We start from the raw sequence: 24627 nt of genomic DNA on the forward strand, positions 1-24627 counted from the left end.
GTCATGCGAAGCAAAATCGGCGCTTCGCTGGGTACCCGCACCGCGACGGCTCCCGGCCACCGCCCCACGGCGGCCCCCCACGGCGGGTCCCCACGGCAGCGCGACCGCACCAGGAAGGCAGGACATGACCGCACTCGGATTCCTCTACCCGGGCCATTTCGCCGAGGACGACTATCCGCGCATCGAGCAGCTCCTGGGCAGTGACATCCGGGTCGATCTCGTCCACACCGGGATCGGTGAGGACGCGTACCGGCTGGAGGCGCTGCGCGGGACCGGCGCGGTCGACCAGGTCGCGCGCAGCGTCGAGGGGCTGCGGCTGTCCGGCGCCGAGGCGGTGGTCTGGGCCAGCACCAGCGGCAGCTTCGTGCACGGCTGGGACGGCGCCCACCAGCAGGTGCGCGCCCTGGCCCGGGCGGTCGGCATGCCGGCCTCGGCGACCTCCTTCGGCTTCGTGTACGCGGTGCGCGAGATCGGGGTGCGGCGGGTAGCGGTCGCGGCGACCTACCCGCAGGACGTGACGGCCCTGTTCACCGAGTTCCTGCGCGCCGGGCAGGTGGAGGTGGTCGCCGCGCACAGTGCCGGGGTCGCCGGCGCGGCGCAGGCGGCGGCCTGGGACGAGGCGGAGATCCTCGCCCTGGCGCGCGCGGCCGACACCCCGGACGCCGAGGCGGTCCTCCTGCCGGACACCGCCCTGCACACCGCCTCCCACATCGCGGTCCTGGAGAAGGACCTGGGCAAGCCCGTCCTCACCGCGAACCAGGTGACCGTCTGGGAGGCGCTGCGGCTCACCGACCGCCGCGTCAACGCCCCCGGACTGGGCGCCCTGTTCACCCGGGAACCGATCGTCCAGGTATGAGGTTCGTATGACCTTCGCGTGAGGTCCGCGGGAGACCGGTGCGAGGCCGGGACGGCGCCCGCGCCGGGCGCCGGGCGCGCTTGCGGGCGCCCTCGCACAGGCGTTACCTGGAGATGTCCGGCGGTGCGGCGAGAACGCCCCCGGGCCCGGCCCGGGCACGCACCGGCACGCCGGCGGTACCCGCCGGCCCGTGATCACGCCCGCGTGGCCCCGTGTCCCGCGCCCGTGTCCCGCCCGGGTGGCGGACCGTCGTCGCCGCGGTCGTGGAGCGATGACGCGGAGGTGACCGAAGGTGAAAGCCGTCGTCTACGAAAAGCCCTTCAACGTGACGGTGCGTGATGTCGACGATCCGCGGATCCAGCATCCCAACGACGTGATCGTCCGGGTGACGTCGAGCGCGATCTGCGGCTCCGACCTGCACATGTACGAGGGCCGCACGGCCGCCGAGGCGGGCATCGTCTTCGGCCACGAGAACCTCGGCATCGTGGAGGAGGCCGGCAGCGGGGTGACCTCCCTGGCCGAGGGCGACCGGGTCGTCATGCCGTTCAACGTCGCGTGCGGGTTCTGCAAGAACTGCCTCGCCGGAAAGACAGGGTTCTGCCTGACGGTCAACCCGGGATTCGCCGGCGGCGCCTACGGATACGTCGCGATGGGCCCCTACACCGGTGGCCAGGCCGAGCGCCTGCGCGTGCCCTTCGCCGACTTCAACTGCCTGAAACTGCCGCCGGGAGAGGAGTTCGAGACCGACTTCGTCCTGCTCGCCGACATCTTCCCGACCGGCTACCACGGCTGTGAACTCGCCCAGGTCATCCCCGGCGAGTCCGTGGCCGTCTTCGGTGCGGGACCGGTGGGGCTGATGGCCGCGTACTCGGCGCTGCTGCGCGGCGCGTCGAAGGTGTTCTCGGTGGACCGGGTGCCCGAGCGCCTGGCCAAGGCGGAGGAGATCGGGGCCATCCCCATCGACTTCACCCAGGGCGACCCGGCCGGGCAGATCAAGGAACAGACGGGAGGCGAGGGCACCGACAAGGGCGTGGACGCCGTCGGCTACCAGGCCCAGTCGCACAAGGACGCGAGCCACGAGGAGCCCGCCGTCGTCCTCAACACGCTCGTCGAGACGGTACGGCCCACCGGCATGCTCGGCATACCGGGCCTGTACGTCCCGTCCGACCCGGGCGGGCCCGACGAGCACGCCAAGCACGGCCAGCTCCTGGTCTCCATCGGCAGGATGTTCGAAAAAGGCCAGCAGATGGGCACCGGCCAGTGCAACGTCAAGCGGTACAACCGCCAGCTGCGTGACCTGATCATCGCCGGGCGGGCCAAGCCCAGCTTCGTGGTCTCGCACGAACTGCCGCTCGACCAGGCTCCGCAGGCCTACGAGAAGTTCGACAAGCGGATCGAGGGCTACACCAAGGTCGTCCTCCACCCGGGACACGCCCTGGCGGCGTGAGGAGCCCACCCGGTACCCAAGGCGCCCTCCCGCGAGGGCGCGCAGGCCCAGGAAGAGGAGGCGTACGGAGACGCAGGGAACGCAGGATGTGAGGAGCGCCGCGGAATAAACGGGGACTGTCTCCTGTTGTCGCCGGGAAGAACGAGCACGGCCAACCAGCAGGAGGCACCCCGTGGCGGCAGACGAGATCCGAGGCGAGGGACACGGCACCGCACCCGTACCCCTCTCCGTCCTGGACCTGGTGACGGTGGGCGCCGGGCACACCGCCGGTGAGGCCCTGCGCACCAGCGTCGAGCTGTCCCGCCTCGCCGAGCGCCGCGGCTACCACCGGTACTGGGTCGCCGAGCACCACTCCATGCCCGGCGTCGCCTCCTCCTCACCGGCCGTGATCCTCGCCCACCTCGCCGCCCACACCGACCGCATCCGCCTCGGCTCGGGCGGCGTCATGCTGCCCAACCACGCCCCGCTGGTCATCGCCGAGCAGTTCGGCACCCTGGAGGCCATGGCCCCCGGCCGGATCGACCTCGGCCTCGGCCGCGCCCCCGGCACCGACGGCGCCACCGCCGCCGCCCTGCGCCGCACGGACCACCTCAACGAGGGCGCCGACGACTTCCCCCAGCAGCTCGCCGAGCTGACCCGCTTCCTCGACGACGACTTCCCCGACGGCCACCCCTACCGCCGTATCCACGCCGTCCCCGGCCCCGTCCAGGCCACCTCCCCGGGCGGCGTCCAGTCCCCGCACCGCCCGCCGCTGTGGCTGCTCGGCTCCTCCGGCTTCAGCGCCCGGCTGGCCGGCATGCTCGGCCTCCCCTTCGCCTTCGCCCACCACTTCTCCGCGCAGAACACGATCCCGGCGCTCGACCTCTACCGGGAGTCCTTCCGGCCCAGCGCGGTCCTCGACGCCCCCTACGCCCTCATCGGCGTCGCCGCCCTCGCCACCGACGAGGAGTGCGAGGCCCGGCGCCAGGTCCTGGCCGCCGCGCTCAACATGGTCCGGCTGCGCACCGGGCGCCCCGGACTCGTCCCCACGCCCGAGGAGGCGGAGGCGTACGAGTTCAGCCCGATGGAACGGGACTTCATCACCTCCTGGAACGCCAACGTCATCCACGGCACGCCCGACGAGGTCCGTTCCGGCCTCGACGACCTCCAGAAGCGCACCGGCGCCGACGAGTTGATGATCACCAGCAACGCGCACAGCGGCGACGTACGCGTCCGTTCCTACGAACTCATCGCCGACGCCTACGGGTTGCCCACCGCCTAGCTGGGACTTGTCATGGGGCGGGGAGCCGGAGGCGCCCGCTGAGGCGGCGGTGGCGGGACGCTGGGGTGCGCCTCCCGGATGGCCGGCAGGAGGTGATCATGCGGCGGGTCCGGCAGGTGAACGCGGACGTCGGAGGGGCCTGCCCGGGGTGTCCCCCGGGCAGGCCCCTGCGCCGGCTTCCGCACTCTGCTACTGGCGTGCCGTTCCCAGCGTTGCCGGCCGGGTCCGCAGCAGTGCGCGCACCGGCAGGCCCACCGCGCCGAGGCAGAGCAGCACGGTGCCGACGGCCAGTGGCAGGGCGAGCATCGGCGGCACGTGGGGGGCGGAGCCGGTCACGCCCCGGGCGACGGGTACCAGCGTGAGCCCGGCGATCGACGCGCCGACCGCGAGCCCGGTCACGGCCACCAGCAGCGCCTCCCAGCGCATCATGTGGCGCACCTGGCGCCGGGTGGTGCCGGCCAGCCGCAGCAGCGCAACCTCGCGGCGCCGGTCGATCACCGTCATGACCAGGGTGTTGGCGGCGCTGACGGCGGCGAACCCGCCGAGCACGGCCGCCATCACGGTGTTGGCCCAGCCGCTGATTTCCAGGTCCTTGTCCGCCTGGGCGACGAACCCGGCCCGGTCGGTCACGGCCGTCCCGGGCAGCGCGCCCAGGCCGGCGGCCAGGGCCGCGCGGTCGGCGCCCGGCGCGGCGGCGACCAGCACCTGGCTGTCGTAGGCGGCGGTGACGTGCGATGCGACCGCGGCCCGGGGCAGCAGCGCCTGGCCGACGCCGAGCCCTCGCTCGTACACCGCGACCACCGCGGGCCGGACCGCGGTGCCGTCGCCGAGCCACAGCGGCACCCGGTCGCCGACCTTCGCGCCGAGCGCGCTGGACAGGGTTGTGCTCAGCGCGATCGTGTCAGGGGCGCGGCCGAGGTCGGCGAGGGCACCTGTGCGCACGTCGAGGTCGAGCACCTTCGGCAGCCGGGCCGGGTCGCCGCCCACGCCGAGGACGGGGGCGGAGCTCAGCATGTCGCCGCTCTCGTAGACCACGCCGGTGCGCAGCAGGCCGATGGCGGTGTCCACACCGGGCACCCGGGCGGCCGTCTCCGCGGTTCCGGCGGGCAGGCCGGGGCCGGTGGTGGCGATCACGTGGTCGGCGGTGACGCCGGCCTTGACGTTCTCGCCGGTGGTGTGGCGCACGGTGCTCTGGAGGATCAGCAGGGTGCCGCAGAAGGCGGTGACCAAAACGATGGGGGTGATCGCGGAGGCCAGTCTGCGGGCGTTGGCGCGGGCGTTGTCGGCGGCGAGCGAGCCGGGCGCGCCGCCGGCCCGCAGCGGGGCGCCGAGCAGAGCGGCGGCTGCTGCGGCGAGCCGGGGACCGAGCAGGGCGACGGTCATCATGAAGCACATCACCACGCCGAGTGCGGTCTGGGCGGCTTTCTCGCCGTCCAGGGCGTTGGCAACGACGGCGGCCGTGCAGCCGCCGGCGGCGAAGAGCACGCCGAGGACGGTGCGCACCTTGCCGGGGCGGGGTGTTTCGACGGCGGCGTCACCGAGTGCCTGGGCGGCCCGCATCCGGGAGGGGCGGCGGGCGGCCAGGAAGCCGGCGGTCAGCGCGGCGAGGGTGCACAGGAGCACGGCGGCGAGCATCGGCAGCGGGCCGATGTCGAGACGGACGTCTGCGGGTACGGCGCCACGGTCGGCCAGCTGGCCGAACCACCAGTGGGCGAGGGCCAGTCCGGGCAGGACGCCGAGCGCGGCGGCGAGGGGCGCTACCAGCATCGCCTCGGTGGCGATGGTGCGGCGGATCTGGCGTGGGGTGGCGCCGATGGCGCGCAGCAGCGCGAATTCGCGGGCGCGCTGGCCCGTGGCGAGGGCGATGGTGCTCATCACCACGAACACGGCGGTCATGGTGGCGTAGCCGCCGAAGGTGCCGCCGAGGGCCGTCAGCATGCTGCGGGCACTGCTGAGGGCGGGGTGTTCGACGGTGCCCCGGTCGTCCCCGGTGAAGGTCCTGGCGTCGCCGCCGAGGGCCCGGCGGACCTGGGCCGCCAGTTCGGTGGTGGGAACGCCTTCGCGGGGTTGCACCGCGATGGCGTCGATGCGGCCGGGGTGGCCGGAGAGGCGGTCGGCGGTGGTGTCGGCGAACCAGGCGGTGGGGCCGCTCCGCTGGGCGGCGGCCAGACCGGAGATCCGGTAGTGCGCGGTGCCGACGGGCGCGGTGAGCGCGAGGCTCGCGCCGGGAGCGAGATGGGCGGCACGCGCCGTGTCGGTGTCCAGCACGATCTCGTTCGCGCCGGGTGCGCGGCCCTCGACCAGCTTGTCGCCGGGTCCGGCGATCCCGAGTGCGGCGAAGCCCCGGCCGGTCATGGCCGGTGTCCTCTTCCCGGCGGGCAGCGGGATGGCCGTGTCGGGGCGGGCCGCCGCGACCGCGGGCAGGGCGGTCAGCCGGCCGACCAGTGCGGCGTCCGTGCGGGCCCGTTCCGGGGTGGCCTGCTCCTGGGTTTCGGTCTCCCCACCGGTCTTGTGCTCGATCCTGACCGCCTGGTCGGCTGCGACCACCACGGGGGCAGCGGCGTACCGTTCGGGCTTCAGGCTCGCGGTCAGGCCGGTCTGCAGCAGCGTGCCGCAGGCCACCACCACGGCGGCGCCCAGCAGCAGGGCGACCAGGGTTCCCACGAAGGACCCGGGCCGGAAGCGCACCGAGGCGCGGGCGAGTCCGTTCGTCATGCCGCCGCTCCCACCGGGTGGGCGGTCAGCGCGATCATCCGGTCCGCGACGGTCTGCGGGGTCGGGTACGGCAGGTCGTCCGCGATCGCGCCGCCGGCCAGGAACAGCACCCGGTCGGCGAAGGAGGCGGCCACCGGGTCGTGGGTCACCATGACCACGGTCGCGCCGAGCGAGTCCACGGCCTGCCGCAGCAGGTCCAACACCTCGTGCGCGGTGGTGGTGTCCAGCGCGCCGGTCGGCTCGTCGGCGAACACCACGTCCGGGTGAGTGATCAGCGCGCGGGCGATCGCCACCCGCTGCTGCTGGCCGCCGGACAGCTGTCCCGGGCGCCGCGACGCGTGCTCGCCCAGGCCCACCCGCGTGAGCAGTTCCCGCGCCCTGGCCCGGTCCTGGCGCTTCCCGGCGAGGCGCTGCGGGAGCAGCACGTTCTGCTCGACGCTCAGCGAGGGCAGCAGGTTGAAGGACTGGAAGACGAAGCCGATGCGGGAGCGGCGCAGCTTGGTGAGCCGGTCCTCGCTCAGTGTGGTGATGTCCTCGCCGCCGAGCCGGACCTGTCCCTCGTCCGGGCGGTCCAGGCCCGCCGCGCACTGCAGGAAGGTGGACTTGCCGGAGCCGGAGGGGCCCATGACGGCGGTGAAGCTGCCGCGGGCGAGCGCCAGGTCGATCCCGCGCAGCGCGTGCACCGTCGCCGCGCCGCTTCCGTAGATCCGGCGCACACCGCGCAGTTCGATCGCGGGCTCCGCGGACGGGGCCCCGAGGTGCGGGGCCGAGCCGTACGGGTGCGCGGTGAAGGGGGCTGCGGTGTTCGGGGCCCTTCCGGGCCCGTCGGTCCTGTGGTCTCGGTGGCGTGCCATGGAGGGGTCTTCCTTCGGTTCTGCGGCGCTCGTGGTCAACGTCCTCAAACCTAGGAGGCACGGGCCGCGCGGACCATGCGGGCCACCGGCGGAACGGAGGTGGGGTTATCCCCCCACTCCCCGGCGGGAAACCGCAGGTGGGAGGCCCGGCGCTAGGCCCTGTCGTCACATTCCCGCCTGCCTCGCGACGCCATGCACGCACTCTCGCCGCACCGGGCCCAGACCCGAGTACGTCCAGTACGAGGGTCAGGGCCCGGCACGCCGAGAGCACGCACCTGACGCCGCGAGGCCCGCCCTCCGGGCGGACGACGGGAATGTGACGACAGGACCTAGGAGAGGACGGGTACGCGAAGCCGGACCGTCCACGGCTGCCGACGGTCGCGGTCGGTGTCCGCTTCGCCGCGAACGTGGTGGCGAAGCGGCTGCCGACCGCTGCACGACCCGCAAAGAGCCTTCTGCCGCAGGCCGGTGCAGGGCAAAGAAGGAGAAGCAGCGGGTCGGCAGCCGGGCCCAGTGCGCCGGCGGCGACAGCTGAGAACCCGGTCCTCTTGAACGCGCCCGGCCCGAACACCGGCCACGCCCACCGTCCGACCATGGCGGCCGAGGACGGCCCAGCCGGTCCATGAGGCGGCCACCGCAGCGAAAAGCTGACGACCGACCAGGCACGCTGCGTCGGCGTCTCGACGAACCACCGGCGGATGAAGGCCTGCCGGCCGGGCCGCCCTTGCAGGCCGCTGCACCAAGGGCCCTTCTGCGCCGCGTACGGCCGCGCGGCCCCGGAGCCGCTCGAACACCGCCCATCCCTCCTCTCCCACCACCGGCTCGCAGTCCAGCCCCGTTCCCGCCGGCACTGGTCCCGAGCCGCCTGCTCGATCCCGGGGAAGGCCGCCGTGAGGCCGGCGCCGCAGCGCGAGCGCAGTGACACCCGGTCTCGGGACTGTGCGCCAGGGCCGACTCTGCCACCTGCGACTACGTCGTCGACCTGCGCACCGCCCCCCACCGCGGCCCGCGCCTGGCTCGCCGAACCCCACACCGTCAAGAACATCGGCGCCACCTACCCCGGCATCGCCGACGCCCCCCAGATCCGCCTCACCCAGACCCACGACGTCCTCATCCACGTCCATCAGGTCCAGGCCGCCCACATGCTCAACTAGGACTTGTCCGCCCACGCCCGTCGCACTCCCGCCGGGGCCCGGCCCCGCGCGGAGGCCGGTGGCGCCTGCGGGGCCCGGCGGTGCTCGCCGAGGCTCAGTGGCGCCCGCAGGCGTGGCCGTCCAGCAGTTCGGAGATGCGGTCCGGTGACACCGGGCGGGAGTACAGCCAGCCCTGCCCGGTGTCGCAGCCGATGCGGCGCAGCCGGCTGGCCTGGTCGGAGGTCTCCACGCACTCGGCGGTGACGGTGAGCCCCAGCCGGTGGGCGAGCTGGATCATCGCCTCGACGATCACCTCGTCCGCGGGGCTCGGCGCCTGGGCCGTCTCCTGGGCCGTCCCCTCGCACGGCTGCCCGTACTGGAAGCCCCGGACGAACGAGCCGTCCAGCTTCAGGACCGACACCGGCAGCCGGCTGAGGTAGGCGAGGTTGGAGTAGCCGGTGCCGAAGTCGTCGATGGCGATGTGCACGCCCATGTCGCTCAGCGCCCGCAGCGCTTCCAGCGGCCGTCCCGCCGAGCCCATCACCGCGGACTCGGTCAGCTCCAGTTGCAGCAGACCCGGCGCCAGCCCCGTCTCCGCCAGCACCTGGGCGACGTCCTCGACCAGGTCCGAGTCCCACACCTGGCGGACCGCGACGTTGACGCTGACGAAGATCGGCGGCTCGTCCGGGTGGTCCAGCTGCCAGCGCCGGGCCTGCCGGCAGGCGGTGGCCAGGATCCAGCGGCCCAGCGGCACGATCGAACCGTCCTCCTCCGCCAGTGTGATGAACCGATTTGGCGTCAGGACACCGAACTGCGGGTGCCGCCAGCGCACCAGTGCCTCCACCCCGCGCAGCCGCCCGTCCTCCATGGCGACCAGCGGCTGGTACTCCAGTGTGAACTCGCCCCGCTCCACGGCGGCGCGCAGCGTGGAGACGAGCGCCTGGCGGGTCATGCGGTGCGCGTTGCGCTCCGGGTCGAACAGGGTCCAGCGGGCCCTGCCGTCGGCCTTCGCCCAGTACAGGGTCGTATCGGCCGCCTGCATCAGGGCGGTGGCCGACGTCCCCGCCGCCTGCCGCTCGACCACGCCGATCGACGCCGACACCGACAGCCGCCGGCCGGAGATCTCGAACGGCGCCTGGAGGGCGGTGAGCGCCGACTCGGCCAGGTCGGCCAGTTGTTCGGTGCCGGTGGAGTCCTCCACGAGCAGCGCGAACTCGTCGCCGCCGAGCCGGGCCACCAGCGGCGTGCTGCCGCGCCCGTGACCGGCCTCGTCCGCGCAGCCGGTCAGCCGCCGCGCCACCGCCGCGAGCAGCCGGTCGCCGACCCGGTGCCCCAGGGTGTCGTTGACCGCCTTGAACCCGTCCAGGTCCAGGTAGCACAGGCCGATCCGGCCGGTTCCGCCGCGCTCGTACGCCTCCGCCTCCAGGGCGGCCGACAGCCGCTCGAAGAACAGGGTGCGGTTGGGCAGCCGGGTCACCGGGTCGTGCATCCGCAAGTGCCGCAGCCGGGCCTGGAGTTCACGGCGCGCGCTGACGTCGGCGACGGACAGGAGCAGGACGCCGGGGGCGTGGGGCGCGAGTCCGCCGGGGGTTCCGGGCGCGGGCTCGCGGGTGTCCGGGTGCCCGGCGGGGTTCTCCGGCGGCAGCGGCGCGACCGTGACCTGGGCCCACAGCGAGCGGCCGTCGGGCTGCTTGAGGCGGCGGGTGCAGCGCAGCCGGGCCTGCCGGCCGCGCAGCACCTCGCGGTAGGCCTGCCAGGTGCGGGCGTCGGAAGCGAGGCCGACCAGGTCGGCGGCCACCTGCCCGGCGAGTTCCTCCGGAGACGCGCCGACCAGCACGCCGAAGGTGTCGTTCGCGCTGACGACCAGGCCCTCGCGGTCGACGACCGCCATCGCGAGCGGGGCGGCGTCGAAGACCGACCGGAAGGGCTGCGGGACCGGGGCGGAGGCGGAGGGGAAAGTCTCCGGGGAGTGGGCCGTACCGGTGAAGTACGGCCGCGAGGGCCCGGGTTCCGCCATTGGAGTGAATCCGGGCTCCGGGCCGCGGACCGGGCTGAGCACCGGCGCACGCTCCGGGGCGTGCTCGGAGGTGTGTCCCGACGCTGGTTCCGTGACGACACACTCGCCGACGCCGGTCACGGGCGGTTCGGCACCCCTAGCCGTCGTAAGATCACTCTGTGTGACTTTCGGCTGCATGCAGTCTGCCGTGGGCGTCGGCCCTTCGGACGTTCCGCTCACCGCTCGCTCCCGCAGTGCACTCGGTCTTCGTATCGGTCTCGTCGGGTGGCCGGCCGAAGGGGAACGGCCGCCCGGCCCGTGTCCGCGCAGGAAAGTGCCAGGAAAGTGTGCCGATCATAGAGGCTGGCACGGTGCCCCTTCCAGCCGTTCACCGTTTCCGCCCGGCGTGCGCCCCTCCTGCCAGATCGTTTCTGCCCACACCTGGACGGGTTCCGCAGGGGCGCGACCACTTGTGACGTTCCGTGAGCGGGCCGGGGGGTGCCGCTCCCGTCGGGACGGTGCGGCGCCACGGCTCCACAGGCCGTGAACGCATGCCTCGTGCGCGTCCGGTCACCCTTGCGATCACCCTTCCGGTGCAGACAAACAGGGCGTACTCCTCCAAACTCCCACAGGCTGGGTGCGGTGTCCCCGCGAACCGCACCCGGAGGTCCCTGTGCCGCGTCAGCTCCCCCTGAAAGCGCTCGGCCGTGACGCTTTCCAGGCGCTGAGCCGTGCGCGCACCCGCCCCCGACTGCGGAGCACGGCCGCGGTGTTCACCACCCTCTCGGCGGTCGCCGCCACCTCGATCCTCAGCGGCCCCTCGGTCGCCGAGCCCTTCTCGACCACACCCTGCGCGCTCCGCAGGACCGACGCCCACCACTCCGAGGGCGTCGACACCTGGAACCCCTCCTACGTCCGTCCGGCCAGGACGCTCGACGCCGTGATGATCTTCCTGTCCTTCCCGGACGCCGCCCCGCTCACCACCCCGGCCGAACTGGCCGCCGACCACTTCCCGGCCACCAGCCGGTTCTACCGCCAGGCCTCCTACGGCAGGTTCACGCTGCGCCCGCACCCGCTGCGGCACTGGATCCGGATGCCGCGGCCGTCCACGGCGTACGCCATGCACCGCGACTGGGACGCCGAGGACCGGGCGGCCTACCTGCGGGACGCGGTCGCCGTCGCGGACCCGGAGGTCGACTTCTCCCGCTACGACATCGTCTACCTCGTGGCCGACCCGGACGCCCCCGGCGTCGACTCCGACGCCACGAAGGTCATCAACCTGAACACCCCGCTGCGGGCCGACGGTACGGACATCCGGCGGGTGGTCACGGTGTTCGAACGGCACCCGCCGGACCGGCTGGTGCTCGCCCACGAGACGGGGCACGTCTTCGACCTGCCGGACCTGTACCACCGGCCGGCCGACGACAAGGGCGACTGGGACACGTACGTGGGCGACTGGGACCTGATGGGCAGCCAGTTCGCCCTCTCTCCCGACCTGTTGGCCTGGCACAAGTGGAAGCTCGGCTGGCTCGACCCCCGCCAGGTGACCTGCGTGCGCGGCAGCGGGCCGACCCGGCTGACGCTGGAGCCCGTCGAGGCGGGGCCGCCCGGCACGGAGGCGCCGGGACCGGGGGAGGCGGCGGGGGAGGCCGGCCCGGGCGCGGCCGGGGTTCCGCTGTTCGGGCTGGGCGGCGGCACGAAACTCGCGGTGGTGCGGACCGGGAGCGACCGGGTGCTGGCCGTGGAGGCGCGGGCCCCGGTGGGCAACGACGTCACCGGGTGCCGGCCGGGCGTGCTGGTGTACCGGGTGCGCGGTGACGCGGAGTCGGGGGGCGGAGCCGTACAGGTGCTCGACGCCCATCCGCACACCAGCGCCTGCGCGGACAGCTCCGTCTACCCGCCGCTCGCCGACGCGCCCGTCGACGTGGGGGAGAGCTACACCGTGCCGGGGGACGGTGTCCGCGTGGAGGTCGAGGACCGTACGGCCTCGGGGGCGTACACCGTGAGGATCACACCGGGCTGAGGGGCCGGGCGAAGGCGGGGACCACACCGGCGAGGGGACGCACCGGGGCCGGGGGGAGAACGAGGAAGGCGATACGTGCTCGCTCTCGCGAACCCGTATCGCCTTCGTCATCGTGCGCCGCCAGGGACTCGAACCCCGGACCCGCTGATTAAGAGTCAGCTGCTCTAACCAACTGAGCTAGCGGCGCCTGCTGACGTCGTAGACATTAGCATCCTGATCGGCGGGAGGAAAAATCGAAATCCGCACGGCCGACCGCGCCGCCCGTACGGCCGCCCACACCATGATCTCGGGGCCCGGCAGCCACGGGTGACGGGTGTCCGGCGCGACCAGCCAGCGGGAGGCGGAGCGCACGGCGGCGCTGGAGCCGACGGGCGCCGGGACGGTCACGGCGTCGCCGTTGCCGTGGCACAGCAGCGGAGGCACGCCGCCGGCGCGGCCGCCGCCGTCCTCCCGGTCCCGGGAGCCCCACTCCTCCCACTCCAGCAGCGAGGACAGCCGGTGCGCGGTGCCCGGCGAGGCGAACAGCAGCATCCGTCCCCGGTGGACGGCGACCGGTCCCGAGCCGGGCCCCTCGTCCCAGAGCCGGTCCAGCATGCGGCGGCCGAAGATCGCGGGCACGTTGACCACGTCGAAGACCGAGCCGCAGGGCAGCACGACCGGGGCGTCGGGGCGCTCGCGCCAGTGGGCGAGCGTGCTGCGGGGGTACGTCCCGGCGGAGGCGAGCCATGCGGCGCCGTCCGCGGTGACACCGGTGACCTTGGTGACGCCTGTGATGCCGGTGACATCTGTGGGGGTCGTGACCTCGGTGGCGCCGACGGGGGTGGCTGCGGGGGTGCGGGCCCCCGCGGGGGCGCACCGGCTGCCGGTCGCGAGGTCGGGGTGGGCGGGGGAGGGGCGTGTCCCTGTGCGGCTCATGACTGTTACGTCTACCGACCGTGAGGGCCCGCTTCCACACGGTTGCGGGAAATCGGGACACGGAAGGGCCGAAGGGAGTATCTTGCCCCGCTGGCATATGCCAGCAGGCAGGGCGAAGGCGCCGCGGGGAGCCGGGGCCGTCAGACGGGGTCGGCGGGGTTGGCGTGCGCGCTGCCCTCGGCGCCGCGCAGCAGGTCCCGTCCGAACTCGACCATCTTCTTGGCGTAGTCCTCGGTCCACTCCGCCCGCTCGGCGATGGCCGCCGGGCTCAGCCGGTCGAAGCGGCGCGGGTCGGCGAGCTGGGCCGCGGCGACCGCCTGGAACTCCACGGCGCGGTCGGCCGCCGCGCGGAACGCCAGCGTCAGCTCGGTCGCGCGCTCCAGCAGCGCCCGCGGATCGTCGATCGACTCAAGGTCGAAGAAGTGCTCGGGGTCGGCGGCGGCCGCGGCGGGCTCGAAGAGCAGGGGCGCGGGGCGTAGCCGCGGTTCGTTCCGACGCGGCGTGGGCTCCGCCATGTCTTCTCCTCCTCGTACGGTTTCCGGTGGCGCCCTCCTCTGGAAGGCCACCGTCCATTGTCTCGCGCATGCGCAAGGGGCCGGGCGGTCCCTGCCCATCCCCGGACCTTCTCAAGCCCACGCGCCCGTGGGATGTTCCCGCGCGCCCCCGGGACCGGGGTCAGGGTCCGGTCCCCGCCGGGTGGTCGCCGGCCGTCGTCGGGCAGACGGCCGGCCGGGCGGCTCCGTGTCGGGGCCGGCTCGTGGGTCAGGGTCGCCAGGTGATCCGGTGTTCGTGCAGGCGGGCGAGGACGGCGTGATTGGCCTCCCAGCCGTCCGGGCTGTGCCGGTCGCCCGCCTCCGGCGGGGCGCCGGACGCCGTCCGGCGGGGAGGGGTGGCAGTCGGCGCCCGGTTTCCGCCAGGTGGTCGCCGGTCGTCGTCGGGCAGACGGCCGGCCGGGCGGCTCCGCGTCGGGGCCGGCTCGTGGGTCAGGGTCGCCAGGCGATCCGGTGTTCGTGCAGGCGGGCGAGGACCGCGTGATTGGCCTCCCAGCCGTCCGGGAACTTCACCGTGACACCGAGCTGGACCGGTTCCGTGGACGGGTGGTCGTCCAGGAGTTCGCTCACACCCGCGCGGCAGACCACGATGCAGGCGTGCCGGTGGCGGGAGGCCAGGACGCACAGGCGGCCGGTCTCCAGGTGGAAGGCCGTGGCGTCGGGGCGGCCCGAGAGCGGGTGCAGGACGACGGTGACGTCGAACTCCCGGCCCTGGAGCCGGTTGGCCGTGTCCACGGTGACATCCGTGACACCGAGCTCGGCGAGGGCCGCGCGGACGGCCGCCGCCTGGTCGCGGTGGGCCGTGCCGACGGCGATCCGGTCGGCGGTCAGCGGCGCCGGGTCCGGGTCCCGCTCCGAGACGGCCGCACCGCCCCGCTCCAGCAGCCGGGCCACGACCGCCGCGAGCGCCCGTACCGCCTCCGGGTCGGTGCGCGGAGTGTGCCGGGCGGGCAGCTCCAGCAGGCCCCAGCCGGACGCGGCGGCCTCGTCGATCACCCGGTCGGGGCCCGAGCCGTCCGAGGGCACCGCGAACGTGAGCCGCCGGTCCCCGGCCGCCGTGCCGCTGCGGAACGGCGTGTACGGGTAGAACGCGTCCGAGACCAGCGGCGCGGCCGACGCGGGCAGCCGCCACGACACCGGCAGCCGGTGCTGGGGCAGCTCCGGGTTGTGCGCCAGCAGCGTCGTCACCGCCGAGGCCGACGGGTCGTACGACAGCCCCGCCCACTGGTCGCCGCCCACGATCGAGAACGGGTCGAGCTGGCCGGGATCGCCCACGAACAGCGCCCGCTCGAACAGCCCGGCCACGGCCAGCAGCGCGTCCGAGCGCATCTGGTACGCCTCGTCGACGATCGCGTGCCGCCATGGTTCGTCGACCTTCACGTGCGCCCACTTCGCGGCGGTGGACAGCACGACGTCGAGCCCGGCGAGGTCGGCGGCCTTCGCCGACGTACGGACGTTCGGCAGGGCGTCGAGCGCCTTGTCGTACGCGTCGGCGTCGCTGCTGTGCAGCCGGCCGACGGGCAGGTCGGGGTTCTTCTGAGCCAGCCGCAGGACCAGGTCGTCGACCTGCGCGTTGGTCTGCGCGACCACCATCAGCGGCCGCCCGGCGTCGGCCAGCTCCAGCGCGGCACGGACGACGAGCGTCGACTTGCCGGCCCCCGGAGGGGAGTCGACGACGACACCGCGGTGCGCGCCGCGCAGGGTGTCGGAGAGGATCGCCTCGGTGGCGCGGGCGGCCGCCGCACCGGGGTCGAAGCCGCCCCCGGGCGCGCCGCGGCCGGCGGTGGTCTCCTCGGCGGGGGCGGTCACAGCAGGTCCTCCTCGGTCACCGGGTCCGGGGCCTCCGGCGCGTTCTCCTCGCCCGGCGGGCCGCCGTGCGTCCACGGGGTGTTCTCCGGGTCGGGCAGCTTCGCCCCGCCGCGCTGCTCGTGCTCGAAGAGCGTGAAGCAGACCCGGTCGCCCTTCTCCGGCACGGAACCGGCCTCGGGCTCCTTGCCGCGGCCCATCTTGTCGAGGATCCGCAGCACGATCAGCGTGCCGTCCTCCTCGCGGGCGACGACCTGCGCCGACTGCGGCCTGCCGTCCAGCGAGCGGTACACCTTCACCCGCTCGCCCAGGTGCGGCCGGTCGTCGGTGCGGACGGTGACCAGCGGGCGCGGGCCGGGGCGCCTGCCCTCGCTGTACGCCATGGTCACGTCCGTGACCTCGCCCGCGAACGCCTCCCCGGCCAGCCGCCGCCCGGCCATGACCAGCGGGTCGTCCAGCGCCTGCTGGGCGTCCAGCCGGGCCTGCTCCCGCTCGCGCGCGGCCAGCTTGTTCGCCGCGGTGACCGCGTCGTCCCGGCGCGGCTGCGGCGGCTCCCCGGCGAGCACCCGGTCGCGGTGGCCGGTGAACGACCAGCGGTCGCGGGTCCACCGCTCCTGCACGCGCGCGCCCTCGGGCAGGGCCCGCAGCAGGTCGAGGCCCTCCCAGACCTTCTCCCAGGTGGGCAGGGCGCAGCGGCGGACGAGGTCGCGGATGTGCTGCTCGGCCTCGGTGAGGGCGCCCAGCCGCTCGTCGGCCTCCAGTCCGTCCTCGGCGGCGGCCAGCGCGCCGCGCGCGCGGTCGTAGCGCTCGATGGCCGGGGCGAGGAGCTTGTTGTCGAAGGCGGGGTCGGTGGCCGGGCCCGCGGGCGGGCAGAGCAACTGCCCGGCCGCGTCCCGCTCCCGCTCCGCCCGCAGGGCCGCCTCGGCGCCCGAGAGGCCGGCCGGCGGGGCGATCCACGCCAGCAGCGCGCCCAGGTGCTGGTCCTCCAGGGCGGACTGGCCGGTGGTCCAGTGCAGGGCCAGGACGTCGGTCAGGGCCAGCAGCAGCGAGGAGCCGGGCACCCGGGCGCGCTCCCCGAAGTGGGTCAGCCACCGCCCGAGCAGCGGCACACGCGGCGGCGCCGGGTGCGGAGTCTCCGGATCCTGCTCGGCGGTGCGCCTGAACCGCATCGAACGTCCGAGCAGGCGTACGAAATCGATGCCCGCGCGGCTGGGCACGATCAACTGGGGCGCGTCCGCGCACAGCTCGACCTCGACCTTGACCCGCTTGCCCGTCTCCGGGTCGGTCTCGCTGCGCTCGGCTGCCTCGACCGCCTCCGCGCAGGAGTCGACGTACGGCAGGACGACGTCGGCCAGCTCGGCGAGGAACGCGAACCGCAGATCCCGGTCGCGCGGCTGCGGCACCACCAGCAGCCGTGGCGCGTCCCGGTCGGTGCCGACGAGCGCGCCGAGCGGGGCGCCCGCCTCGCCCGCGGTGGTGAGCGGCACGCACACCAGGGGCCGCTCGGACAGGTGCCGGTGCCGGACGGTCGCGGCGGGCTCGGCCCGCCCGGACCGCACGGCCTCCAGGCGGGCGAGGGTGGTGATCAGCGACATGCGGCCTCCCGCCGGCCGGCGGCCTGCGCGGCGTCCTGCCGGCCGGACGCGGCCCGCGGGTGGCCGCTCAGCGCCTCCGCCCGCAGCACCGCCGCCCGGCGCAGCGCGGCCACCGCCGGATCGTCCGGGTCGCCCGCCTCGCCGTGGGCCGCGGCCAGCACGTCCTCGACGGTCGTCAGGCCGCCCAGTTCGGCACGGGCCGAGCGGCCCAGCGCGGTCACCGCGCCCCCGGCGCGCGACCGGGCCCGGCAGTGGAAGGCCAGCTCGCAGGTGGACAGGCACTCGGGGGCGTAGGCGGCGGGGACCGCCTCGACCGCCGCCGCCAGCTCCTCGCGGGGCAGCTCGGGGGAGAAGCACACGCCCTCGGGGAGCAGGTCGGCGATGTCCTGCAGCCGGGTCAGCCGGGTGAGCTGGCGGGCGGTCACCGCGCGCTGCTTGCGCACGTCGACGGCGCGGGCGGTGGGCAGGTTGGAGAAGTCCTTGGGGCACACCAGCAGGACCCGGGGGCGCACGCGCGGGGCGGGCGCCGTCTCCTGGCCGAGCCGCGCGGCGACGTCCTCCAGGGCCAGGACGTACACCGCGGCCTGGCGGGCCGCGGCGCCGACCTTCGCCGGGTCCGCGGAGCCGTCCAGCATCGGGAAGGACTTGATCTCCACGACCGTCCACGTGCCGTCCGGGTGGACGACCACCGCGTCCGGCTCCAGGAAGGCGGGGGAGCCCGCCACGTCCAGGGCGAGCAGCGGATGGTCCAGCAGCGTCCAGGCGCGCGCCTCGGTGGCCTCGCGCAGCGCCAGCGCGGTGCGCGCCGCGCGTCCCTCGGGACCGACGGCGGTCAGGTCGGGGACGTCCGCCTCGCGCGGCGGCTCCGCCGCGGGGTCCAGCCGCCCGTGCACCAGCCGCAGCAGCTCCGCGCCGCCGTCCGCCTTGACCCGGGCCTCGAACGCGTTGCCCCGGGTGAGGGCGAACTGGGACTGGCCGAACGCGGACGGCGCGCCCAGCGCGCCCGCGAGCGCCGTCTTGTCCACGCCCGCGCCGTCCAGGATCGCGCGCCGTCTGCAGCCCGGGTTGGCGGCGAGGGCCGCCAGCGCGCGGGCGTCCAGCGCACGCGCCGGTACGCCGCTGCCGCGCAGCTCAGCGAGCTGGTGCCGGAGCGCCGTCCTCCGCGTCCTGGGAGGAGGCACCCGGCTCGGCCGGGGAACCGAGCCGTGTTTCGCGCTGCCGTGGAATTCGCTCACCCGCCGAAGTCTGGCACCCGCCACTGACAATCGGTGAGATCTCGCCGTCCGGGCGGCCGGCGAGGGCCGGGACGCGCACGGCCAGGACCGCCCGGGCCCGGTCCACGGAGCGGGTCACGACCGGGCCGAGCAGCAGTCCGACGCCCATCACGGCGACACCCGCGACCGCGTCGAGGAAGTAGTGGTTGGCCGTGCCCATGACCACGAGGGTGGTCAGCAGCGGGTAGGCGACACCGGCCGCCTTCGTCCAGCGGGTGCCGCCGTGCCGCCAGAGCATCACCCCGCACCACAGCGCCCACCCCACGTGCAGGCTGGGCATGGCCGCGTACTGGTTGGTCATCCCGCCCATGCCGCGCGGCGCGCTGGCGTCACCGCCCCACCAGCCGTACGAGCTGTAGTGGGCCATGGTGTCCACGAAGCCGTGGTCCGGCGAGAGCAGGCGGGGCGGGCAGGTCGGCAGCAGCGTGAAGCCGATCAGGCCGATGAACGTGGAGGTCATCAGCCAGGTGCGGGCCGTGCGGTAGATGGCGGTGCGGCTGCGGAAGAGCCACACCAGGACGACCGGTGTCACCACGTAGTGCAGTGACGCGTACCAGAAGTCGGCCGGGACGCCGAGCCAGGGTTCCCGGGTGAACAACCGGTTGAGCGGGTGTTCGAAGTTGAGCCGGAGCACCTTCTCCAGGCGCAGGATCGACAGCCCGTGGTCGACGGCGCCCGAGACGTCACCGCGGACCAGCAGCCGGCCGGCCGTGTAGCAGCCGTAGACAAGCAGGATCAGCGGCACTTCGGTCCACCAGCGAAGCCGGGTCCGCGGGGCCGCCTCGGTACGCGGTGCAGGTGCCGGTGCCTCGGTCTGCGGCATCCGATGCCCCTCCCCCTTCAGGTCGCTCTACTACTCGTCGCTGCGGCGCCCGGCGACGTGGGACGGTCCCCGGCCGGTCGTGACACTTTACGGTCTCCGCGCCCGCCCGCGCGGGGCGCCCCGGCCCTCGAAGACGCGAACACCGCCCCCCGGGTTGCTCCCGCACAGGGTGCGCGATGATGGGAAGGTCCCGCCCGAAGATCTCACTTTTTCCCGGAAAGGCTGCTCATGGCACCGCGCATCCTGCTGGCCCGGCACGGACAGACCCAGTGGTCGCTGTCCGGCAAGCACACCGGCAGGACGGACGTGCCCCTCCTGGCGGAGGGCCGGCGGGGCGCCGAACTGCTCGGCGAGCGCCTGCGCCGGGCCCCCTTCGACGGCCTGCCCGGTGTCGAGGTCCGCACCAGTCCGCTGGCACGCGCGCGCGAGACGTGCGAACTGGCCGGCTTCGGCGAGCGCGCGATGTGCTGGGACACCCTCATGGAGTGGGACTACGGCGCCTACGAGGGCATGACGCCCGAGCAGATCCAGGCGGAGAATCCCGGCTGGCTCATCTGGCGCGACGGCGTCCCGCGCGGGGAGACCCTCGCCGAGGTGACGGCCCGGGCCGACGAGGTGGTGGCCTGGGCACGGGCCGAGGACCGCGACGTGCTGGTCTTCGCCCACGGGCACATCCTGCGGTCGATAGGTGCCCGGTGGCTCGGCCTGCCGCTCGACTTCGCCGCGCGCGTCCGCCTCAACCCCACGTCGCTGTCGGTGCTCGGCTGGGCGTACGGCGAACCCGCCCTGGAGAGCTGGAACGACGTCGGGCACCTGGCCGCGTAGGGCGCCTCACACGGTCCTGGGCGTGCTCGCGTGCCGCTCCAGGAACGCCGACACGCCGCTCGCCCGGCGGTGCGGGGACAGCACCCGCGCCGTCCCCGCCAGCATCATGCGGATGCGCGAGGACTGGACCTGGTCCAGCAGGTCCAGGACCCGCATCCCGGCCGCCGCCGCCTCGTCGGGACGGCCCCCGCGCGCGAGGTCGTCGGCGAGTTCCGCCGTGTACAGCGCGATGTTCCGGCTGAAGTGCGGGTCCTGGAGCCGGGCCGCCCGCCCCGCGTGCTGCGCCGCCCGCGGCCAGTCGCCCAGCATCGACCAGCACTGGGCCTCGAGCCCCTCCAGCTCGGCCTCGCCGTAGAAGCTCATCCACTCCGGGTCGGCCTCCGAGGGGCCCCGCCCGAACAGCACCTGCGCGCGCGTGAGGGCCTGCGCGCAGCCGGTGCGGTCGGCGAGCCCCGCCCAGCCCCCGGCCTCCCGCAGCGCGAGCAGCGACATCAGCCGGGCCGAGCCCAGCCCGCGGGCGGCACGCTGCGCCGCCTGCGCCGCCCGTACCGCCTCACGGGGCCGCCCGGCGTCGCGCGCGAGGAACGCCGTGTTGCAGAACGCGTGCGCCTCCACGGCGGCGTCTCCGGTCATCCGGGCGGTGGCCAGCGCCTCCGCGTAATGCGAGCGCGCGTCGTCGAAGCGGCCCGAGTCGTGGGCCAGCCAGCCCACCGAGATGGCGAGTTCGCCGGCGCCCGCGTGCAGCCGTTCGGCCGTGGCCTGCCGGGTCGCGCCGGCGTCGAGCAGGGCGTACGCGGCGCGCAGCGGAGCCGCCGCACGCCGGTAGAGGCCGTCCGCGCCGTGCCGGTCGTCGAGCAGCCGGATCCTGCGGACGGCCTCTTCCAGGGCGCCCGCGTCGCTCGCGCCGGCGCGGCGGACGGCGCGGTCCGCGGCCGCCGCGTCGACGGCGAGCCCCAGGGGGCCCAGCGAGGCGGCGGCCACCGTGGCGCCCCCGCGGGTCATGAATGCGCGACGCAGCACGTCGCTCTCCTCGTGGTCCTCGTGCGGGTGGTACAGGTCTTGCCCGTCGTACAGGTCGTGCCGGTCGTGCGGGTGGTGCTCGTCCCACGGGTGGTGCCGGTCGCCGTCCGTGCGCGCGGGAGGCACGACGGCGGGCGCTTCGGCGCTCCCGGGGGCGCGCGACGCCCGCCCGCGCACGGACGAACGGGGCGCGAACCCCAGGTCGGCCAGGGTGCGGCCGGGGAACATGTGCAGGAACACACGTTCGTAGGCATAGTTGGGGCAGCGGATCTCGCCCGCCTCCACCCGGCCGATGTAGCGCGCGTCGCAGCTGACCCGCTCGCCGATCTCGCGGGCGGCACGCCGCACCGCCGCGGCGAACTCGGCCGGCGAGCGCTGTCCGCGCAGGTGCCGGAAGGCGAGGTTCGGCCGCGGTGGCCGGGGGGACGGGGACGAGGTCACCGTTGACGACGCCATGGCCGGGCCCTCTCGTGCGAACCGTCGAACCATGCCGGATTCGAGGTGAGTTACCCGGGTTGCCCCGGTGACACCCTGTTTCCGACGAGCAAGAACGTACCGGTTGTGTCCGCTCCGCCACGCAGGGTTTAGCTACAAACCGGATATCTCATCCACGATCTGCCATGAACTGCCATCCTTTGTGGCTGACTTCGGCCGTAGCCGTTGACGCGCCCCCGCGTTGAACCGTGCGAACCGGGAGCCGCCCGACTCCCGACCCGCTCGCGCACGAGGAGGGGTACCCGTGGTGGAGTCCGGGACGCAGGCTCACGGGAGCGCCGACCGCTGTCGGCCGCCGGAGCCGGAAACCGGCTGCGACCTGGTGACGGTGCCGGCCCGGCAGGGCCTGGAGGCGGTCGACATCCTGCGCCGTGAGGCCGGCGACGCGGTGGGTCCCGTCCTGCACGACGACGGCGGTGACACGCTGGGGTTCGTGGTCCCGGCGGGCACGGCCGCGGCATGGGACCTGCCGGGCAGCACGTGCACGCGGACGGACGGCCGGGGCCTGCGGATGGCGCCCCAGCCCCCCGTCGAGGGCTCGGACTGGCTGCTCCCGCCCGGGGAGGCCGACCGCGCGACGGACCCCGCGGTGCTGCGCCGCGCGCTGGGCGAGGCGGCCCGGATGATCGAGGCCGCGGACAGCTGCTGCTGAGGGTTCCGGCGGGCCTGGGACAATGGCGGGATGGGAAGGTCCAGAAGCTCCCGCCGAGAGCGCGGGTCCGAGCAGGCCGTCGCCGAGCAGGTGGACGGCGGGCTCGCGCAGCTCGTCCCCGACCGGGAACGGGCGCGGGCCTGGACGCTGCTGATCGACGGGGCACCGCAGTCGCACGTCGACCTGGACGACCCGGCGTACCTCTCCTTCGAGTACCAGCGCAGGCTCGGCCACGTCATCGACCTCGCCGCACCTCCCGGGAAGCCGGTCCAGGCCGTCCACCTCGGCGGCGGCGCCTTCACGCTCGCCCGGTACGTCGCCGCCACCCGCCCCCGCTCCACCCAGCAGGTCGTCGAGCGGGACGCCGCCCTGGTGCGGCTGGTGCGCCGCGAGCTTCCGCTGGACGCGAACGCCCGGATCCGGGTGCGGTCCACCGACGCCCGCGAAGGGCTCGCGAAGGTGCCCGACGGCTGGGCCGACCTCGTCGTCGCGGACGTGTTCAGCGGTGCACGCACCCCCGCGCACCTCACCTCGGTGGAGTTCCTGGACGAGGTCCGCAGGGTCCTGAAGCCGGGTGCCGTCTACGCCGCGAACCTCGCCGACGGGCCGCCGCTCGCCCACCTGCGCGGCCAGATCGCCACCGCCGCGGCCCGCTTCGCCGAACTGGCCCTGGTCGCCGATCCGGCGGTGCTGCGCGGCAAGCGCTTCGGCAACGCGGTCCTCGTCGCCCGTGACCTGCCGCTGCCGGTCGCGGAGCTGACCCGTCGGGCCGCCTCCGACCCGCACCCCGCCCGGGTCGAACACGGCCGTGCGCTCATCGACTTCACGGGCGGGGCCGTCCCCGTGACGGACGCGGCGGCAGTGGCCTCCCCGGCCCCGCCTCCCTCCGTCTTCCACTGACCCCGCAAGCCGGCGGCGCGACCCGGGCGACCGCGGGACCGAGCCGAGCGCGGCCGGAACCTGGTGACAGGACCTAGTAGGGCTTGGTCATCTTCACTCGTGCATGCGTGTCTACTGCTCGCGAGCGTCGTTGGAATGGTGTGACACCTGAGGAGATGGCCGGGGTCCGGGAGGATCTGGAGGCGTTCGCGGCGGAGTTGTTCGACGGGTTCTTCCGTGCGGATCAGCGGCGGTGGGGGCAGGCGTATGTGCGGGGACTGCTGTTGGACGGCCGGCGTAAGTCGGTGGAGCCGATGGCGGCACGTCTGGGTGAGGACGGCAACCGTCAGGCGCTGGCGCACTTCATCACCTCCAGCCCGTGGGATCCGGCCCATGTCCGGGCCCGGCTGGCCTGGCGGATGACCGAGGCGATCGGTCCGGAGGCATTGATCGTCGACGACACCGGCTTTTTGAAGGACGGGGACGCCTCGGCGTGTGTGTCGCGGCAGTACACCGGCACCGCGGGCAAGGTCACCAAATGCCAGGTCGGGGTGTCGTTGCACCTGGCCCGGGATCACGCCTCGGCCGCGGTGAACTGGCGACTGTTCCTGCCCGCTTCGTGGGATCCCGACTCGCCGGAGGCCGATGCGGTCAAGGTCGCCCGCCGCAGTCGCTGCGGCATCCCCGACCAGGTGGGGCACGTGGAGAAGTGGCAGCTGGCCCTGGACATGATCGACGAGAGCAGGTCGTGGGGCATCGACATTCCCCTGGTCGTCGCGGACGCCGGATACGGCGATGCCGCCGCCTTCCGCCACGGCCTGGAAGAACGCAACCTGCCCTACGCGGTGGGCATTTCCTGCCGTCACACCGCCCACCCGGCCGACGCCCGGCCCGTCCAGCCCGCCTACGCCGGCACCGGCCGGCCACCGCAGTTGCAGTATCCCGAGCCTGCGCAGACCGTCAAAGACCTGGTCATCGCGGCCGGCAGGACGGCCGCGAGACCGGTGTCCTGGCGAGAAGGCTCGCGCCCTGGCAAAGGAATCAGCGGCTTCAAACGCATCTGCTCGCGGTTCGTGGCTCTGCGCATCCGCCCGGCCGGACGCGGTGTCCGCCAGGCCACCGACGGTCCTGAGCTGCCCGAACGCTGGCTGCTGGCCGAATGGCCGGCCACTGAAGCCGAACCCGTGCAGTTCTGGCTCTCCAGCCTGCCCTCCGGCATGCCGCTGGCGACCCTGGTCCGGCTGGTCAAGCTGCGCTGGCGCATCGAACACGACTACCGGGAGATGAAACAGGCTCTGGGCCTGGCCCATTTCGAAGGCCGCACCTGGGGTGGCTGGCATCACCACGTCACCCTCGTATCGGCCGCCCATGCCTTTTGCACGCTGCAACGACTGGCACGAGACCCAAAAGACGCGGCGCAGGCCTGAGCCTCTACCAAGTCGTCCGAGAACTCCAAACACTCCTCGCCACCTGGGCCGGCGCCTGCCCCACCTGCCACCGCGACATA

General features: G+C 74.3%; 19 protein-coding genes and 1 tRNA gene. 9 read left to right on the forward strand and 11 right to left on the reverse strand.

What is annotated here, in order from left to right:
• The first annotated feature begins 124 nt into the window (after positions 1 to 124).
• The 3 genes from AC6I72_RS20005 to AC6I72_RS20015 all read left to right on the forward strand — a co-directional run bounded on the left by AC6I72_RS20005 (position 125) and on the right by AC6I72_RS20015 (position 3564).
• Positions 125 to 856 (forward strand): maleate cis-trans isomerase family protein, encoded by a 732-nt coding sequence (locus tag AC6I72_RS20005; protein WP_498002421.1) that lies wholly within the window; start codon positions 125 to 127, stop codon positions 854 to 856.
• Positions 857 to 1148: 292 nt separating this feature from the next.
• The gene (locus AC6I72_RS20010) at positions 1149 to 2303 is read left to right on the forward strand and encodes a glutathione-independent formaldehyde dehydrogenase (protein ID WP_498002422.1); all 1155 of its coding nucleotides are present in this window, start codon (positions 1149 to 1151) and stop codon (positions 2301 to 2303) included.
• A 172-nt stretch (positions 2304 to 2475) separates the two neighbouring features.
• On the forward strand, positions 2476 to 3564 hold the full coding sequence (locus AC6I72_RS20015; protein ID WP_498002424.1) for an LLM class flavin-dependent oxidoreductase: 1089 nt from the start codon (positions 2476 to 2478) through the stop codon (positions 3562 to 3564).
• A 189-nt stretch (positions 3565 to 3753) separates the two neighbouring features.
• Here the strand turns inward: AC6I72_RS20015 and AC6I72_RS20020 are convergent, their stop codons facing one another.
• Together AC6I72_RS20020 and AC6I72_RS20025 are read right to left on the reverse strand one after the other, a co-directional pair.
• Positions 3754 to 6279, reverse strand: a complete 2526-nt coding sequence (locus tag AC6I72_RS20020) for an ABC transporter permease (protein WP_498002425.1) — start codon at positions 6277 to 6279, stop codon at positions 3754 to 3756.
• A complete protein-coding gene (locus AC6I72_RS20025; RefSeq protein ID WP_498002426.1) occupies positions 6276 to 7133 on the reverse strand; it encodes an ABC transporter ATP-binding protein in 858 nt (285 codons plus the stop codon). Before AC6I72_RS20025 ends, AC6I72_RS20020 begins: the two co-directional genes overlap by 4 nt.
• Before the next feature lie 890 nt (positions 7134 to 8023).
• On the opposite strand from AC6I72_RS20025, the gene AC6I72_RS20030 reads away from it, so the two are divergent.
• Positions 8024 to 8287 (forward strand): hypothetical protein, encoded by a 264-nt coding sequence (locus AC6I72_RS20030; protein ID WP_498002428.1) that lies wholly within the window; start codon positions 8024 to 8026, stop codon positions 8285 to 8287.
• A gap of 94 nt (positions 8288 to 8381) precedes the next feature.
• Here AC6I72_RS20030 and AC6I72_RS20035 read toward each other — a convergent pair whose 3' ends face one another.
• Complete coding sequence (locus AC6I72_RS20035) at positions 8382 to 10502, reverse strand: putative bifunctional diguanylate cyclase/phosphodiesterase (RefSeq protein WP_498002429.1); 2121 nt, start codon at positions 10500 to 10502, stop codon at positions 8382 to 8384.
• A gap of 433 nt (positions 10503 to 10935) precedes the next feature.
• Between AC6I72_RS20035 and AC6I72_RS20040 the strand changes: the two genes are divergently transcribed.
• Positions 10936 to 12285 (forward strand): M6 family metalloprotease domain-containing protein, encoded by a 1350-nt coding sequence (locus AC6I72_RS20040; RefSeq protein WP_498002431.1) that lies wholly within the window; start codon positions 10936 to 10938, stop codon positions 12283 to 12285.
• Between the two features lie 113 nt (positions 12286 to 12398).
• Here the strand turns inward: AC6I72_RS20040 and AC6I72_RS20045 are convergent.
• From AC6I72_RS20045 to AC6I72_RS20075, 7 genes are all read right to left on the reverse strand, one after another.
• Positions 12399 to 12472, reverse strand: a tRNA-Lys gene (locus AC6I72_RS20045).
• A complete protein-coding gene (locus AC6I72_RS20050) occupies positions 12463 to 13200 on the reverse strand; it encodes a bifunctional DNA primase/polymerase (protein ID WP_498002433.1) in 738 nt (245 codons plus the stop codon). The genes AC6I72_RS20045 and AC6I72_RS20050 overlap by 10 nt, the downstream gene beginning before the upstream one ends.
• Before the next feature lie 140 nt (positions 13201 to 13340).
• A complete protein-coding gene (locus AC6I72_RS20055) occupies positions 13341 to 13715 on the reverse strand; it encodes a DUF8844 domain-containing protein (protein ID WP_498002435.1) in 375 nt (124 codons plus the stop codon).
• Positions 13716 to 14183: 468 nt separating this feature from the next.
• Positions 14184 to 15560 carry an AAA domain-containing protein gene (locus tag AC6I72_RS20060; protein WP_498002436.1) on the reverse strand — a complete coding sequence of 459 codons (1377 nt, stop codon included), beginning with the start codon at positions 15558 to 15560 and terminating at the stop codon, positions 14184 to 14186.
• Complete coding sequence (locus AC6I72_RS20065; RefSeq protein WP_498002437.1) at positions 15557 to 17152, reverse strand: hypothetical protein; 1596 nt, start codon at positions 17150 to 17152, stop codon at positions 15557 to 15559. Before AC6I72_RS20065 ends, AC6I72_RS20060 begins: the two co-directional genes overlap by 4 nt.
• Complete coding sequence (locus AC6I72_RS20070; protein ID WP_498004749.1) at positions 17143 to 18333, reverse strand: hypothetical protein; 1191 nt, start codon at positions 18331 to 18333, stop codon at positions 17143 to 17145. The genes AC6I72_RS20065 and AC6I72_RS20070 overlap by 10 nt, the downstream gene beginning before the upstream one ends.
• Entirely contained in the window at positions 18284 to 19249 is a 966-nt protein-coding gene (locus tag AC6I72_RS20075; protein ID WP_498002438.1) for a phosphatase PAP2 family protein, read from the reverse strand. Before AC6I72_RS20075 ends, AC6I72_RS20070 begins: the two co-directional genes overlap by 50 nt.
• Before the next feature lie 228 nt (positions 19250 to 19477).
• Between AC6I72_RS20075 and AC6I72_RS20080 the strand changes: the two genes are divergently transcribed.
• Positions 19478 to 20074, forward strand: coding sequence for a histidine phosphatase family protein (locus tag AC6I72_RS20080; protein ID WP_498002439.1), 597 nt, complete (start codon positions 19478 to 19480; stop codon positions 20072 to 20074).
• 6 nt (positions 20075 to 20080) lie between these two features.
• On the opposite strand, the gene AC6I72_RS20085 is transcribed toward AC6I72_RS20080, so the two are convergent.
• On the reverse strand, positions 20081 to 21550 hold the full coding sequence (locus AC6I72_RS20085; protein ID WP_498002440.1) for an NsdA family TPR-like regulatory protein: 1470 nt from the start codon (positions 21548 to 21550) through the stop codon (positions 20081 to 20083).
• Positions 21551 to 21833: 283 nt separating this feature from the next.
• On the opposite strand from AC6I72_RS20085, the gene AC6I72_RS20090 reads away from it, so the two are divergent.
• The 3 genes from AC6I72_RS20090 (at position 21834) to AC6I72_RS20100 (ending at position 24547) form a co-directional block, all read left to right on the forward strand.
• Positions 21834 to 22241, forward strand: a complete 408-nt coding sequence (locus AC6I72_RS20090; RefSeq protein ID WP_498002442.1) for a hypothetical protein — start codon at positions 21834 to 21836, stop codon at positions 22239 to 22241.
• A 30-nt stretch (positions 22242 to 22271) separates the two neighbouring features.
• Positions 22272 to 23141 carry a spermidine synthase gene (locus AC6I72_RS20095; protein ID WP_498002443.1) on the forward strand — a complete coding sequence of 290 codons (870 nt, stop codon included), beginning with the start codon at positions 22272 to 22274 and terminating at the stop codon, positions 23139 to 23141.
• A gap of 155 nt (positions 23142 to 23296) precedes the next feature.
• Positions 23297 to 24547 carry an IS701 family transposase gene (locus AC6I72_RS20100; RefSeq protein WP_498004750.1) on the forward strand — a complete coding sequence of 417 codons (1251 nt, stop codon included), beginning with the start codon at positions 23297 to 23299 and terminating at the stop codon, positions 24545 to 24547.
• Positions 24548 to 24627 lie beyond the last annotated feature (80 nt).

The organism is Streptomyces sp. Xyl84 (assembly GCF_059731885.1).

Bases quoted from the DNA above. Each gene is read 5' to 3' on its own strand.
- AC6I72_RS20075 (WP_498002438.1), bottom strand. From the start codon at position 19,249: ATGCCGCAGACCGAGGCACCGGCACCTGCACCGCGTACCGAGGCGGCC.
- AC6I72_RS20050 (WP_498002433.1), bottom strand. From the start codon at position 13,200: ATGAGCCGCACAGGGACACGCCCCTCCCCCGCCCACCCCGACCTCGCG.
- AC6I72_RS20085 (WP_498002440.1), bottom strand. From the start codon at position 21,550: ATGGCGTCGTCAACGGTGACCTCGTCCCCGTCCCCCCGGCCACCGCGG.
- AC6I72_RS20100 (WP_498004750.1), top strand. From the start codon at position 23,297: ATGGCCGGGGTCCGGGAGGATCTGGAGGCGTTCGCGGCGGAGTTGTTC.
- AC6I72_RS20080 (WP_498002439.1), top strand. From the start codon at position 19,478: ATGGCACCGCGCATCCTGCTGGCCCGGCACGGACAGACCCAGTGGTCG.
- AC6I72_RS20025 (WP_498002426.1), bottom strand. From the start codon at position 7,133: ATGGCACGCCACCGAGACCACAGGACCGACGGGCCCGGAAGGGCCCCG.
- AC6I72_RS20020 (WP_498002425.1), bottom strand. From the start codon at position 6,279: ATGACGAACGGACTCGCCCGCGCCTCGGTGCGCTTCCGGCCCGGGTCC.
- AC6I72_RS20095 (WP_498002443.1), top strand. From the start codon at position 22,272: ATGGGAAGGTCCAGAAGCTCCCGCCGAGAGCGCGGGTCCGAGCAGGCC.
- AC6I72_RS20055 (WP_498002435.1), bottom strand. From the start codon at position 13,715: ATGGCGGAGCCCACGCCGCGTCGGAACGAACCGCGGCTACGCCCCGCG.
- AC6I72_RS20005 (WP_498002421.1), top strand. From the start codon at position 125: ATGACCGCACTCGGATTCCTCTACCCGGGCCATTTCGCCGAGGACGAC.
- AC6I72_RS20065 (WP_498002437.1), bottom strand. From the start codon at position 17,152: ATGTCGCTGATCACCACCCTCGCCCGCCTGGAGGCCGTGCGGTCCGGG.